Annotated in this window: 11 protein-coding genes; 7 read left to right on the top strand and 4 right to left on the bottom strand. The window is 62.4% G+C overall.

The genetic code is table 11. The features are described from left to right. Window positions 1–287 precede the first annotated feature (287 nt). The 7 genes from V2I08_RS02285 (at window position 288) to V2I08_RS02255 (ending at window position 9790) form a co-directional block, all read left to right on the top strand. Complete coding sequence (locus V2I08_RS02285) at window positions 288–1481, top strand: rhamnogalacturonan acetylesterase (protein ID WP_349633723.1); 1194 nt, start codon at window positions 288–290, stop codon at window positions 1479–1481. A 123-nt stretch (window positions 1482–1604) separates the two neighbouring features. Further along, window positions 1605–1919, top strand: coding sequence for an L-rhamnose mutarotase (locus tag V2I08_RS02280; protein ID WP_349633722.1), 315 nt, complete (start codon window positions 1605–1607; stop codon window positions 1917–1919). A gap of 8 nt (window positions 1920–1927) precedes the next feature. Beyond that, window positions 1928–4927, top strand: coding sequence for a beta-galactosidase (locus V2I08_RS02275; protein WP_349633763.1), 3000 nt, complete (start codon window positions 1928–1930; stop codon window positions 4925–4927). A gap of 6 nt (window positions 4928–4933) precedes the next feature. Next, window positions 4934–6049 carry a glycoside hydrolase family 88 protein gene (locus V2I08_RS02270; RefSeq protein WP_349633721.1) on the top strand — a complete coding sequence of 372 codons (1116 nt, stop codon included), beginning with the start codon at window positions 4934–4936 and terminating at the stop codon, window positions 6047–6049. Window positions 6050–6133: 84 nt separating this feature from the next. After that, window positions 6134–7636, top strand: a complete 1503-nt coding sequence (locus V2I08_RS02265; RefSeq protein WP_349633720.1) for an MFS transporter — start codon at window positions 6134–6136, stop codon at window positions 7634–7636. A gap of 13 nt (window positions 7637–7649) precedes the next feature. Further along, complete coding sequence (locus V2I08_RS02260) at window positions 7650–8831, top strand: SGNH/GDSL hydrolase family protein (RefSeq protein WP_349633719.1); 1182 nt, start codon at window positions 7650–7652, stop codon at window positions 8829–8831. Continuing rightward, window positions 8828–9790: a glycoside hydrolase family 43 gene (locus tag V2I08_RS02255; RefSeq protein WP_349633718.1), complete on the top strand. Its 963-nt coding sequence runs from the start codon at window positions 8828–8830 to the stop codon at window positions 9788–9790. The genes V2I08_RS02260 and V2I08_RS02255 overlap by 4 nt, the downstream gene beginning before the upstream one ends. 73 nt (window positions 9791–9863) lie before the next feature. Here V2I08_RS02255 and rhaT read toward each other — a convergent pair whose 3' ends face one another. The 4 genes from rhaT to V2I08_RS02235 all read right to left on the bottom strand — a co-directional run bounded on the left by rhaT (window position 9864) and on the right by V2I08_RS02235 (window position 13501). Beyond that, the gene (gene rhaT / locus V2I08_RS02250) at window positions 9864–10928 is read right to left on the bottom strand and encodes an L-rhamnose/proton symporter RhaT (protein WP_349633717.1); all 1065 of its coding nucleotides are present in this window, start codon (window positions 10926–10928) and stop codon (window positions 9864–9866) included. Next, window positions 10925–11827: an amidohydrolase family protein gene (locus V2I08_RS02245; RefSeq protein WP_349633716.1), complete on the bottom strand. Its 903-nt coding sequence runs from the start codon at window positions 11825–11827 to the stop codon at window positions 10925–10927. Before V2I08_RS02245 ends, rhaT begins: the two co-directional genes overlap by 4 nt. 70 nt (window positions 11828–11897) lie before the next feature. Next, window positions 11898–12647 (bottom strand): SDR family NAD(P)-dependent oxidoreductase, encoded by a 750-nt coding sequence (locus V2I08_RS02240; RefSeq protein WP_349633715.1) that lies wholly within the window; start codon window positions 12645–12647, stop codon window positions 11898–11900. Continuing rightward, window positions 12644–13501, bottom strand: a complete 858-nt coding sequence (locus V2I08_RS02235) for a fumarylacetoacetate hydrolase family protein (RefSeq protein ID WP_349633714.1) — start codon at window positions 13499–13501, stop codon at window positions 12644–12646. Before V2I08_RS02235 ends, V2I08_RS02240 begins: the two co-directional genes overlap by 4 nt. Window positions 13502–13517: the final 16 nt, after the last annotated feature.

Genomic DNA, 13517 nt, shown 5'->3' with positions numbered 1-13517 from the left:
CGCCATCATACGACGACGCCAGAATGTCCCACTATGTGGATTGTGGTATCATTCTATACTGCAAGCCCTAAGATGGGAAGGGAAATCATAATGTGATTTTCTTATCCACATTGTGGGATATAATTATTTGCATTAAAAAGGCCGTTACCCCTGTTTTTATCCCTATATATGGACTATAATCCTACTTATAGGGTTTATATTGGCTTCTGCACGGGCCGATATTCTGGGGGGAGCGTGGCGTTCTCGCGGCGCTCCCCCGCTCTTGCACGTCTGCAAAGGGTCATGTCATGCCGTCCAGCGCTGCGCTCTTCCTGATGCTGGCGGCCGCTGCCGGGGGGCAGACGATCGACCTTAACCGCGACTCGCTGCAACCCTATCAGGCGGCAAACCACGGCGTCGAGCCGGGCGGCAGTGCACAGGGCTTCGCCTATTCCATCGCACTGCCCGAAGGTCGCTATCGCGTGACCTTGCAATTGGGAGACCAGGCACGGGCGGGCGATACGACGGTCAAGGCCGAGGCGCGCCGCCTGATGCTGCGCTCTGTACGCACCCGCAGGGGGGAAGAGGTCGAGCGCCGCTTCCTGGTGGATGTCCGCACGCCCGCGCTGCCGCCGCCACCGCCCACGGCACCGAGTGGCGACCGGGCGCGGATCGATGCGCGTGATGCGCAGGAATTTACCTGGGACGATAAGCTGACGCTGGAGTTCCTCGGCCAACCGGCGGTCCGGTCGATCCGCATCGAGCCGGTCACGGCCCCGGCCATCTTTCTGGCGGGTGATTCCACCGTCACCGATCAATATGCGGAACCCGCGGCGAGTTGGGGCCAGATGCTGCCCGCGATGCTGGATGACCGGATCGTCGTCGCCAATCACGCCAAGTCGGGTGAGACGCTCAAATCCTTCCTGACCAGCTTGCGTTTCGACAAATTGCTGTCGGCGATGCGGCCGGGCGACTGGCTGTTCATCCAGTTCGGCCATAATGACCAGAAGCAGCAATGGCCGCAGACCTGGGTCGCAGCGGATTCGACCTACCCCACCTATCTGCGCGCCTATATCGCCGAAGCGCGGCGGCGCGGCGCGCAGCCAGTGTTGGTGACATCGCCCGAACGGCGCAATTTCGATGCGCAGGGCAAGATCGTCGATACGCTGGGCGACTATGCGGCAGCGGTGCGGAAGGTGGCGGTGGAGGACGGCGTGCCGCTGATCGACCTGAACGCGGATAGCCGAGCCATCTATGAGGCGCTTGGTCCTGATCGGGCACCCGCCGCTTTCAACGATGATGGCAGAGACAAGACCCATCATAATAATTATGGCGCGTGGCTGCTGGCCAGCACCGTGGCTCAGCGCATCCGTGACGGCATCCCGGCGCTGGCTCCGCATGTCACCGCCGATACTTTCGTCCCTACCCACCCGCCGGCCGCGGAGCAGATCGCTATCGCCCCCAGCCTGATCCACAGCGATCAGCGCCCCGCCGGGAAGTGAGCCAAACCACTGACCACCTTCTCAATACAAATCCCATGGCTGTGACGTTGACGAACAATAGGGACGATGTTACCAAATATAGGTCACAGGTTCCATAATGTGGTTTATAAGGGAAGAGCCGAGATGTCGATCCACGCCTTCAAGATGCAGTTGAAGCCCGGCGTCGTGGACGAATATCGTCGCCGCCATGACGAAATATGGCCCCAACTGACCGACGTGCTGCGCCGGTCGGGTATCTCCGATTATTCCATCTTTCTGGATGAAGATACACTCAGCCTGTTCGCGGTGCTGACGCTGGCGGCGGAGAATCAGCGCGAGACGCTGCCCGATCATCCGGTGATGCAGAAATGGTGGGCCTATATGGCACCATTGATGGAGGTCGAGCCGGACAACCGGCCCAAGGAATGGCCGCTCCCCCTGCTGTTCCACATGGATTGATCCGACCGATGCGCTCCTTCTTTGCCGCCCTGCTGCTGGGCTCGGCCCTGGCTATCCCTGCGATGGCGCAGGTTGCCAAGCCTACCGCCAACCTGTCCGCTCCGGTCAAGAGCTTCGGCCGCGTCTCCTATGATGCGCGATCGCTGATGATCGATGGCGAGCGCAAGATCATCTGGGGCGGGGAATTCCACCCCTTCCGCCTGCCCTCGCCCGACTTGTGGCGCGACATCTTGCAGAAGATGAAGGCGAGCGGGTTCAATACCGTCGCCCTCTATTTCGACTGGGGCTATCATAGTCCCAAGCAGGGCGTGTACGACTTTACCGGCATCCGCGACCTCGACCGGCTGCTCACCATGGCGGAAGAGGAAGGTCTCTACGTCATTACCCGCGCCGGTCCCTATGTGAATGCCGAACTGTCGCGCGGTGGTTTTCCTGGCTGGCTGGTCAACCAGCGCGCGCGTGCGCGCACCGACGACCCGGATTATCTCAAGGCGGTCGATGAATGGCTGGACCAGATCAACCCGATCATCGCGCGGCACCAGATCAATACGGACAAGCGGCGCAAGGGCGGCGTCATCCTGCACCAGATCGAAAACGAACTGGCGCTCACCACGCCTGCACAGCGGCGCTATATGGATCATCTCTATGCCAAGGCGCGTGCCGACGGCATCACCGTGCCGATCTTCCACAATGATCAGGGCCGCAATGGCTATTGGACGCCGGAATCCTCGACGGTCGAGAAGGTCGTAACCGGCCCCAATGATATGTATGCGTTCGATGGCTATCCCGGCGGCACCTGCACCGTCACCGGCCAGCCGACACGCGATGTCGCCGCGCCCGATTGGGGCTATTATGGCACGGGCGGGGCGAAGGGCGGCGCGTCGGCCTCGCCCGATACGCCGGGATTTGCGGCTGAGTTCGGTGGCGGCTGGTTCGACTATTGGGGGTCGAACGGCGGCTATGAGTGCAACGCGATCCAGCGCGGCAAGCGGTTTCAGCGGGTCTTCTATGGCACGAACCTGGCCAACGGCATCGGCATCCAGAGCTTTTACATGACCTATGGCGGCACAAGCTGGGGCTGGTTGCCCGGCCCGGTGGTGTTCACCAGCTATGATTATGGCGCGGCGATTTCCGAACCCCGTGCGCTGCGCGAAAAGGCGCAGGAGATGAAGCAACTGGGCGGCCTGATCGCTTCCGTTCCCGATCTGGCGGGCATGATCCCGGCCGGGCCGGTCGACATCACATCACCCAATATCCAGATTTATCATAATAAAAGCCCGGAGACTGACGCCCGTTTCCTGATGGTGACGCACAAGCCGTCCAACGGGCAGACGAACGACAGCTTCTCCTTTACCGCCGACCTGCCCGATGGCCGTTATACCGTGCCGATGCGCCTCAATGGCTTTGACGCGAAATGGCTGGTGGCGGGCGTGACGTTGGGTGGGCAGAGACTGGTCTATTCCACATCGGAACTACAATCGGCGCAGCGGCAGGATAAGGGTGACCTGATGCTGCTCTATGGCCGCGCTGGGGAGCCGGGCGAGACCGTGCTGCGCTACATCAGCGCGCCGACCGTGACCGTGATCGAGGGGGAAGCCACCAGCCGTTTCGACACGGCGAAGGGTGACTTGAAACTCAGCTACAGCCATCAAGGTCGCGCCATCGTGCGGATCGAGGGTGGCGGGCGGCCGCCGCTGACGGTGATCCTTGGCGACGAAGCCGAAGCCGTCCGCTACTGGCGGCAGGGCGACATGTTGATCCGTGGTCCGGAACTGGTGCGCCATGCGACGGTGAAGGGCGGCACGCTGGCCCTGACCGGCGATACCGCGACGCAAAGCCCGCTCGAAATCTGGGCGCCGGGCGCTATCCGCAGCGTGACGTGGAACGGCACGAAGATCGCCACCCGCGCCACGCCATCGGGCAGCCTTGCCGCCACGCAGCCGCTCGTCGGTCCTGCTACGTTCGCGCTGCCCGCGCTGACCGACTGGCGCATGGCCAAGGGTTCGCCGGAAGCGGACCCGGCGTTTGACGACAGCGGCTGGCAGGCGATCGACAATCGCGCATCGGCCAGCATTACCGCGCGGCCCGACGGGCAGCCGAATATGGGCATGGACGCCTATGGCTTCCACGATGGCGATGTCTGGTATCGCGGCCGCTTCACCGGCACGCCCGATGCCAAGGCGCTGTCGCTCTATTATGGCGCGGGCGGGTCCGGGCTGGTGCAAGCCTGGGTCGACGGGCAATTTATCGGCGAAGCGGAAACGCCAGGCGGCCTGCCCCGGCCGATCACCACCGGCACGGCGCGCTTTGCCTTGCCCGCCAGTGCGCAGAGCGGCGAGCATATCCTGTCCGTCATGGTCCGCAACAATGGTCATAATTGGGATTTGGACAGCGATGATTTCCACAAGGAAGCGCGTGGCCTGATCTCCGCATCGCTGGAAGGTGGCTCCAGCGGGCGCAGCTTCGCCGTGCCGATTATGTGGAAGATTCAGGGCAAGCGCGGCGGCGAAACGCTGGCCGATCCGACACGCGGTCCAGCCAATAATGGCGGCCTCTATGGCGAGCGCATGGGATGGCATCTGCCCGGCTTCGATGACAAACGCTGGGCGAAGGCGACCGTCCCCGCCGCGCAGGCAGAAGCGGGAACCAGTTGGTATCGCACCAGCTTCGACCTGGCCGTGCCCAAGGGGCAGGACGCGACCATCGCGCTCAGCTTCGGCGACGCGACCAAGCCGCGATCGCCGGTTCGCTATCGCGTGCTGATGTTCGTCAATGGCTGGAACATGGGGCAGTTCATCGCCCATGTCGGGCCGCAGCGTACCTTCCCCATCCCCGAAGGCATATTGAACCACCGGGGCAAGAACCATGTTGCGCTGGCCGTCACATCCGACGGGCAGCCCGGCGATGCGCTCGAAGCCGTGCACCTCGTCATCCTTCATTCCGTGAAAGGCGGTCTGCCAGTGCAGATGGTTACCGCGCCAAACGCACCTTCAGACCTTAAGGAGTAAGAATAAGTGGCCGCACTCAATCATGATGTCCCGCGCGCCCAAGTGGTCGACGCCATCGACCGGCTGATGGACAATCTCGTCAATATCAAGGACGAGACCGGCGAGTTCCTGCTCCATCTGGAGGATGGCCGCATCATCGACACCAAAGGTTGGGCCGGGTGGGAATGGACCCATGGCATCGGCCTGTTCGGCATGTGGCGTTATTATGAGCAGACCGGCGACCAAAAAGCGTTGGGCATCATCAAGCAATGGTTCGAGGATCGCTTTGCCGAAGGCACGCCGACCAAGAATATCAACACCATGGCGCCCTTCATCACGCTCGCATATCTGTATGAGCATGAGCCTGACCCGCGCTACATCCCCTATCTCGACACCTGGGCAGAATGGTTGATGGCGCCCGATGGCCTGCCCAAGACCGAAGAGGGCGGGTTTCAGCATATCGTCTATAATGACGAAAATCCGGGCGAAATGTGGGACGACACGCTGATGATGTCGGTGCTGCCGCTGGCCAAGATCGGCCTGCTGCTGAACCGCCCTCACTATGTCGAGGAAGCCAAGCGCCAGTTCCTCATCCACATCAAATATCTGTTCGATACCAAGACGGGCCTGTGGTTCCATGGGTGGGATTTCAACGGCCGTCATAATTTTGCAGAAGCGCTGTGGGCGCGCGGCAATTGTTGGGTAACGATCGCCATCCCTGAAATCATCGAGATTCTGGATTTGCCCCAAGGCGATGCGTTCCGCACCTTCCTGATCGACACGCTGGCCGCGCAGGTGAAGACATTGGCGCAGACGCAGGACACCGATACGGGCCTGTGGCACACGCTGATCGTCGATCCGACCAGCTATCTGGAAGCGTCGGCCACGGCCGGCTTCGCTTATGGCATCCTCAAGGCCGTGCGGAAGGGTTACCTGCCGCGCCATTATGAAGCGGTCGGCATCAAGGCGGTGCGCGGCGTGCTGGCCAATATCGACGCGGCGGGCGAGTTGCAGCAGGTGAGCTTTGGCACCGCGATGGGCGACACCCAGCAATTCTACAAGGATATCGCGCTGACCTCCATGCCCTACGGGCAGAGCCTCGCCATCTGCGCGCTGGGCGAGTTCCTGCGCAGCTATATCTGACATAATGCGAGCTTGGACGGCGGCGGGTCTTGGAAGGAGCGCCGCCGTCCGGGGCCAGAATTAAATATGGTGGAGGAGCCTAACATGCCTGAAACAGCGCCAATCCGCCCCGTTCGCCTGCGCAATTATCTCGCTTATGGCTCCAACGACGTACTGGGCGCTGGGTCGATGGCGGTCATTTCCGGTTGGGTGCTGATCTTCTACACCCAGTTTTGCGGGCTTTCCGCCGGACAGGCGGCGACGATTTTCGCGGTTGCGCGCATCCTCGACGCCGTTGCCTCGCCGATGATCGGCTATATTTCCGACCATTTCGGCAGCACGCGGCTTGGCCAGCGTTTCGGACGTCGACGCTTTTTCATCCTCGCCGCAATCCCGCTGCTGCCGAGCTTCGCGCTGATGTGGCTGCCGGGCCAGACCTTCTGGTATTATCTCGTCAGCTATGTGCTGTTCGAACTTGTCTATGCGATGGAGATCATCCCGTTCGAGACATTGGCTGCCGAAATGTCGAGCGATTATAAGACCAAGGCGAAGTTCGCAGGCGCACGCATCCTGTTCGGGCAGGCGTCGGCCATTTTGGCGGGCTTCCTGCCGCTGTGGCTGATCACGACGCTGGGTCGCGACAGTGCCGACACGTTTTTTTACATGGGCATCATCTTTGCCGCGCTGTTCATGCTGACGGCTGGGCTGCTGTATCTGTTCAGTTGGGAACGGCATATGCCGGGTGGGGTGCCGCTGACGCAGGCTGCGCCGACGGCTGGCATGGGGCAGGCGTTCAAGGCGCTGTATCGCAACCTTTTTTCAACCATGCGTATTCGCGCGTTCCGGCTGCATCTGGGCATGTATCTGGGGGGCTATATCAGCCAGGATATTTTCAACGCGGCCTTCACCTTCTTCGTCATCTTCGCACTGACAGGGTCGATGGCGATCGCGTCGGGGCTGCTTGGCACCATGTATATCGTCCAGTTCGTGGCGGTCATTATCGCGATCAATCTGGCGCTGCGGGCGTCGCCGTCGCGTGCCTATCAGATTGCGGCGGCCAGCTTCGCGGCGGGTGCGCTGACGCTCATCGGTCTGTGGGTGCTGGACATTCCGGCGAGCAGCCCGATGATCTGGCTGCCGATCATTCTGGCGGGCCTGGGTCGTGGCGCGCTCAACTATATCCCCTGGGCGACCTATAATTATATGGCGGACGTGGACGAGATCGTCACTGGACAGCGCCGCGAGGGCAGTTTTGCCGGTGTCATGACCTTCGTGCGCAAGGCGACGCAGGCCGTCGCCGTCGCGGGCGTGGGGTTCATCATGCAGGCGGGCGGCTTCGTTTCCGGTGCGCCTGTGCAGAGCTATGGTGCCATCCTCACGATCGCCCTGCTGCTCGGTATCGGGACGGTGGGCATGCTGGCTTTTGGCATATGGGTGTCCATCCGCTTCCGCCTCAGCCCCGCCACCCACGATGTCCTGATGGCTGAGATCGAGCATCTGCGGGGCGGCGGGCGGACCCCGACCAGCCCCGAAGCGGGCCGTATCGTCGAGGATCTGTCGGGCTGGCGCTATGATCAGCTATGGGGCAAAAACCCGGTCGCCCGCTGACAAAGGATCGATCATGCGCCCTCTCATGCTCTTTACCGCCTTCGTCCTGACTGCCACGCCCGCTGCGGCCCAGCACTGGTCGCGTAGCTGGATGGCCGCGCCGCTCGCATGGACTGCCCCGGTCGACAAGCGCCCGGACCTGACCGACCGCACGGTGCGGCAGGTCGTTCGCCTGTCCAGTGGCGGGGCGCGTATCCGCCTGCGCCTGTCCAACGAAATGGCGGTTGCGCCGCTGACGATTGGGGCCGTCCATGTCGCGCTCGCCGGAGAGGATGGCGCGATCCTGCCCGGCACAGACCGCGTCGTCGCGTTCAACCGTGTGCAGGGGGCGACGCTTTCCCCGCGCGCGCCGCTGCTGAGCGACCCGATCGACCTGCCGGTCAAGCCACTCACCCGCCTGACGATCAGCATCCATCTGCCGCAGGGCGCAGCCACGCCCACCGTCCATGCCTATGCCGCCGCTACCAACTGGATTGCGCCGGGCGACCAGACCGCCGCGATCAACCTGACCGGGGCGACGACCATCGAGCCGCGCCTCATCCTGTCCGCCGTGGAAGTAGAAACCGCCCGGCCTGTTCCCACCATCGTCACGCTGGGCGATTCCATCACCGATGGTGTGCGCGCGACCAATGACAGCAACCGGCGCTGGCCTGACCTGCTCGCCAAACGCTTCCAGAAGGCGGGGCGGGGGAATGTCGCCATCGCCAATGCCGGGATTAGTGGCAATCGCCTTCTGACCGATAGTAGCGGCTATAATGCGCTGGCCCGCTTCGACGGCGACGTGTTGGCGGTGCCCGGCGTCAGCCATGTGGTGATCCTGGAGGGCGTCAATGATATCGGCGCGGCGACGGCGCAGAAACGCCCCTTGCCGAGTGCAGACGATCTGATCGGTGCCTATCGCCAGATGATCGCCCGCGCCCAGGGCAACGGCGTGAAAGTCATCCTCGCCACCATCCTGCCCTATAAGGGTGCTGGCTATTGGAGCGAAGAGGGCGAGGCCGTGCGCGTCGCTGTCAATGAGTGGATCCGTACGACCGACGAAGCCGATGGCATGGTCGATCTCGCCAAGGCGATCGCCGACCCCGCCGATCCGGCGCGGATGGCGAAACCCTATGATGTGGGCGACGCGCTGCACCCCAATGATGCGGGATTTGCAGCCATGGCAACAGCGTTCGATCTGCGGCTGTTTCGATGATCGCTGCGCTGCTTCTGGTCGCGGCCGCCAGCGCATCGATCGCGCCCAAGCCCCTCTATCGCGACCCTGTTCATGATGGGGCAGCCGATGCTTCGACCGTCTATGACCGAGACAGCGGCGAATGGGTGATGTTCTACACCAACCGCCGCGCCGACCTGCCCATGGCGGATGCCAAGGACGTGCGGTGGGTCCATGGCACCACGATCGGCACCGCCCGGTCGAAGGATGGCGCGCACTGGCGTTACAGCGGGACGGCCGCTATCCCCCAAAGCTGCACCGGCGATACGCTCTGGGCACCAGAAGTCCAGTTTCTCGACGGACAATGGCATATGTGGCTGACCGTTGTGCCGGGAGTCTTCCGCGACTGGAACGCGCCGCGCTTCATCGTCCATCTGACCAGCCCGGACCTTGCGACATGGACCTGTGGCGAGCGGCTCGATCTTGGCTCCGACCGGGTGATCGATGCGAGCATCATAACGCTGCCGGACGGGGGCTATCGCCTCTTCTTCAACGACGAGCGCGAGAATAAGGCGATCCGCACGGCGGACAGCAAAGACCTGGTCCACTGGACGGTTGGCAAACGCCTGACCGACACGCCGGGCGAAGGCCCCAAAGCGTTCCGCTGGAAGGGACGCTGGTGGCTGATCTCCGACGCCTGGAAAGGGTTGCTGGTCATGCGGTCCGACGACGCGGAAACATGGACGCGGCAGGAAGACTATATCCTTGGCACTCCCGGTATCCATCCCACCGACCGCGCCAAGGGCCAGCATCCTGACATCATCGTCGCGGGCGAGCGGGCTTACATCCTCTATTTCGTCCATCAGGATGGCGAGGATGAAGCGCGGACCAATCCCGACTGGAAACGCCGCAGCGTCATCCAGATCGCGGAACTGGTCGAACAGGACGGGATTATTTCGGTCGATCGAAACGCCCAGGTGTCGGTCGCGCTGCACCCCTGATCCACCGATCGAGAATTAACGATCGCACAATATCAGGCACCGGCGATCAGCATAAGCGCCAGTACTTGTAGCATCAGCCCGCCATCCTGTTGCCATAGCCGATGATCAGCGTGGCGAAGACCAGCAGGCCCACGCCGCTCCATACCATGCGCCGAACGGCGGGGGCTGCATCCTTCCATTCGCGGAAGGCGAAGCCCCAGCAGGTGCCGAAGATGATGATCGACGCCATGTGCAGGGTCCAGCTCGAAAAGCCGAAGCGGCCCATCTGACTTTCGCCCATCGTGTAGAAGAAGAATTGGAAATACCAGGCCGTACCTGCCAGTGCGCAGAGCAGGATATTGGGGAGCAGCGCCGGGCGCTTTCCATCCGCGTCGGGCGCGCCAAGCCACTGGCCCGCCGACTTGTTCTTGACGATCAGCCACCCGCACCAGACCGCGTTGGTGATGAGACCGCCGAACATGACGATGCACAGTGTCGGCAGGCCGGTCCAGAGCGGCCCCGTCCCGGCGGCAGCCGATAGCGCCTTGACCGGTTCGCCCGCCGCAAGGCCAAAGGCAAAGCAGGAGGACATGATGCCGGAGAAGATGGCGACGGCGATACCCTTCTTGAAGTCGAACTCGGCAACGGCGGCGGACTTTTGTTCAGGCGAAAGCGCCGCGTCCTTGCGCGCGCCTGCCATCGCGACGACGATGATGCCCAGCACGGTCACGGCCAGCCCCAGCAGCACGATCTGCCCATGCAGCGTGCCTGCAATCTCCGTCATGAAGCTGCCATCGACGATCGGCGGGATCAGCGTGCCGAACACGGTGCAAAGGCCCAGCACCACCGCCATGCCGAGCGAAAGGCCGAGATAACGCATGGTGAGGCCGTAGGTCAGCCCGCCAAAGCCCCATAGGAAACCGAAAAATATGCACCAGCCGACGACCGAGCCGGGCACCTGGGCCATCACGCCCATCAGATCGTTGGTCTGGACCGAGGCGAAGAACCAGGGCGCGATGACCCAGGAGAAAATGCCGCCGGTCAGCCAGAAAATCTCCCAGTTCCACCGCTTCACCCCGCGATAGGGGACATAGAAGCTGGCCGACGCCAGCCCGCCCAGCCAGTGGAACAAGACGCCGAGCAGTGGATTGCCGATCATATATCAAGTCCCAGGCGATAAAGGCGATTGGCGTTGCCGCCGAACAGCGCGCGGCGGTCTGCTTCCGGCAAATCGGCGACGATGGCGTGATAGGCTTCCATATATCGGTCGATTGGCCCAAACAGCTTGTCGGTCGGTGTGTCGCTGGCGAACATGCAGCGATCGACCCCGAACATGTCGATCGTTTCGCGGATGAAGGACGCGATGGTCTCGCGGCTCCAGTCGCGGCGGATGAAGCCCATGCCCGATAGCTTGACGGAAACATGCGGCAGCGCTGCGAGCGCCTGTATCCCCCGCCGCCAATCGCCGACACCGTCCGCGTCGGTCAGCACCGGCATGCCGAGATGGTTGATGATGACGGGGATGTCCGGGTGGCGCTCGATCAGCGGGACGAGTCCCGGCATCTGCCCCGGATAGCATTGCAGGTCGAAGGACAGGTTGTGCTTTGCCAGCAAGTCATAGCCTGCCTGCCATTGCGGATCGACGGTCAAGTCAGTGGGCGTGTAGCTGCGCCGAGGGTCGGGGTGCCAGTTGACGATATGGCGGATGCCCTTGACGCGATCATGCGCGGCATGCGCGGACAATAGCGCATCGACGTCCGGATCATTTAGCGCCGCAAAGGCGACGATGCCCGTGGGCAGCCCCTCGATCGCAGCAAGGCCATCTAGCCATTGGGTTTCCCGCAGAGCGCTGTCCGCCGCCGCGCCCGCATCGACATGCACGGCGCCAATGACATTCCAGCGTGCGAGGTCTGCGCGATAATTCGCGACGCCATAATCATGCGCGATCGGTTCGACGCTGCCGTTCGGCCCATCCTCGGCAAAAGGCGGACTGAGCCAGTCGTAGCGGATATGCGCCAGATCCCATAAATGGATATGCGCATCGACAAAGGGGATCATGGCCGTCCTCTCCCTTGGAGACAGGCGGCGCGCTGGCTCTTGGCTGGCCAGTCGCGCCGCGCGACTTGTGTCAGAACGTGGTGCGACCGCCCGACGTGTCGAAGGTCGACGCGGTGGTGAAGCTGCATTCCTCGCTTGCCATGAAGCAGACCATGGCGGCGGATTCGCTGACTTCACCCAGGCGCCCCATCGGGATTTTGGAGCGCATATAATCGACCTGGCTTTGGGGCAGTTGTGCGAGAATGGGGCTTTCGAAGGTGGCGGGGGTCAGGGCATTGGCGATCACGCCCTTGCCCGCCAGTTCCTTGCCCAGCGATTTGGTCAGCCCGATCACGCCAGCCTTGCTTGCGGAATAAGCGGAGGCATTGGGATTGCCTTCCTTACCCGCAACCGAGGCCAAGTTGACGATGCGGCCATAGCCATTTTCGAGCATGAACGGCACCACCGCGCGGTTGCAATAGAAGAGGCCGTTCAAGTTTATCTCGATAACCTTGTGCCAACTATCGAGTGGGTAGTCCCAGACGGTCGCGGTTGCGCCGGTGATCCCGGCCGAACAGACGAGAATATCGACCTTGCCCAGTGCTTCCGCGCTGGACTTGGCTGCCGCCTCTACCGCCGCCTGATCGGAGACGTCGAGCGCGACCACATGGGTCGCGCCGATTTCCGCTTTGGTTTCCGCCAGCGCATCGGCGTTCACGTCCCACAAGGCAACCTTGCCGCCTTCGGCTACGATGCGCGCCGCGACTTGCTTGCCCAGGCCCGACGCGCCGCCGGTGACGATGGCGCAGCGTCCTTCATAACGACCAGCAAAGACGCTCATCCGAGCACCTCGTCGCCCAGATGCCGCCACTCAACGACATTTTGCGTCTGCGTGCCGAGCTTGGCGATGCCCAGTTCCATGACGTCACCGGCCTTGAGGTAAATGGCAGTCGGCTTCTTGCCCTCGCCAACGCCGGGCGGCGTGCCGGTGATCATCAGGTCGCCGGGATAGAGCGTGATATATTCGCTGACATAAGAGATGAGCTGCGCTACGTTGAAAATCATCGTGCGGGTGTTGCCGGTCTGCATCCGGTTGCCGTTCAGGTCCAGATACATGTCGAGATCCTGACAGTCGCCCACTTCATCGGGCGTCACCAGCCAGGGGCCGGTCGGGCAGAAAGTGTCATGCCCCTTGCCCTTGCTCCATTGGGTGCCGCGCTGCTTCTGGTTGAAGCGTTCCGACACGTCGTTGACCAGCGTGTAGCCCGCGACCTTCGACAGCGCGTCCTCTTCGCTCACGAAGCGGCAGGTTTCGCCGATGATGACGCCCAGCTCGACTTCCCAGTCGCCATGGGTTGCACCCTTGGGCAGCATAACCTCGTCATTCGGGCCGTTCAGCGACGACAAAGCCTTCATGAACATCATCGGTTCGGTCGGGATCGGCAGGTTGGATTCGATCGCATGATCCTCATAATTGAGGCCGATGGCGACGATCTTGCCCACGCCCTTCAACGGCACGCCATAGCGCGGCGTCCCCTCGACGATCGGCAGCGACGCGATGTCGGCAGCCTTGGCCACGGATAGCGTCTCGATCGTCAGGTCTGCGACTATTCCTGACAGGTCGCGGATATTGCCATCGGCATCAACGATACCGGGCTTTTCCTGGCCACGCGGGCCAAAACGGCAGAATTTCATGGCAATCTCGCTTCTT

This window comes from Sphingobium sp. MK2 (assembly GCF_040170545.1).
GTDB lineage: Bacteria > Pseudomonadota > Alphaproteobacteria > Sphingomonadales > Sphingomonadaceae > Sphingobium.
Note: the sequence above shows the minus strand (reverse complement) of the source record. Positions and strands in the feature narration are given on the sequence as shown.

Coding starts and splice junctions, on each gene's coding strand:
- V2I08_RS02265 (WP_349633720.1), top strand. CDS start 6,134: ATGCCTGAAACAGCGCCAATCCGCCCCGTTCGCCTGCGCAATTATCTC.
- V2I08_RS02275 (WP_349633763.1), top strand. CDS start 1,928: ATGCGCTCCTTCTTTGCCGCCCTGCTGCTGGGCTCGGCCCTGGCTATC.
- V2I08_RS02235 (WP_349633714.1), bottom strand. CDS start 13,501: ATGAAATTCTGCCGTTTTGGCCCGCGTGGCCAGGAAAAGCCCGGTATC.
- rhaT (WP_349633717.1), bottom strand. CDS start 10,928: ATGATCGGCAATCCACTGCTCGGCGTCTTGTTCCACTGGCTGGGCGGG.
- V2I08_RS02280 (WP_349633722.1), top strand. CDS start 1,605: ATGTCGATCCACGCCTTCAAGATGCAGTTGAAGCCCGGCGTCGTGGAC.
- V2I08_RS02285 (WP_349633723.1), top strand. CDS start 288: ATGCCGTCCAGCGCTGCGCTCTTCCTGATGCTGGCGGCCGCTGCCGGG.
- V2I08_RS02260 (WP_349633719.1), top strand. CDS start 7,650: ATGCGCCCTCTCATGCTCTTTACCGCCTTCGTCCTGACTGCCACGCCC.
- V2I08_RS02245 (WP_349633716.1), bottom strand. CDS start 11,827: ATGATCCCCTTTGTCGATGCGCATATCCATTTATGGGATCTGGCGCAT.
- V2I08_RS02255 (WP_349633718.1), top strand. CDS start 8,828: ATGATCGCTGCGCTGCTTCTGGTCGCGGCCGCCAGCGCATCGATCGCG.
- V2I08_RS02240 (WP_349633715.1), bottom strand. CDS start 12,647: ATGAGCGTCTTTGCTGGTCGTTATGAAGGACGCTGCGCCATCGTCACC.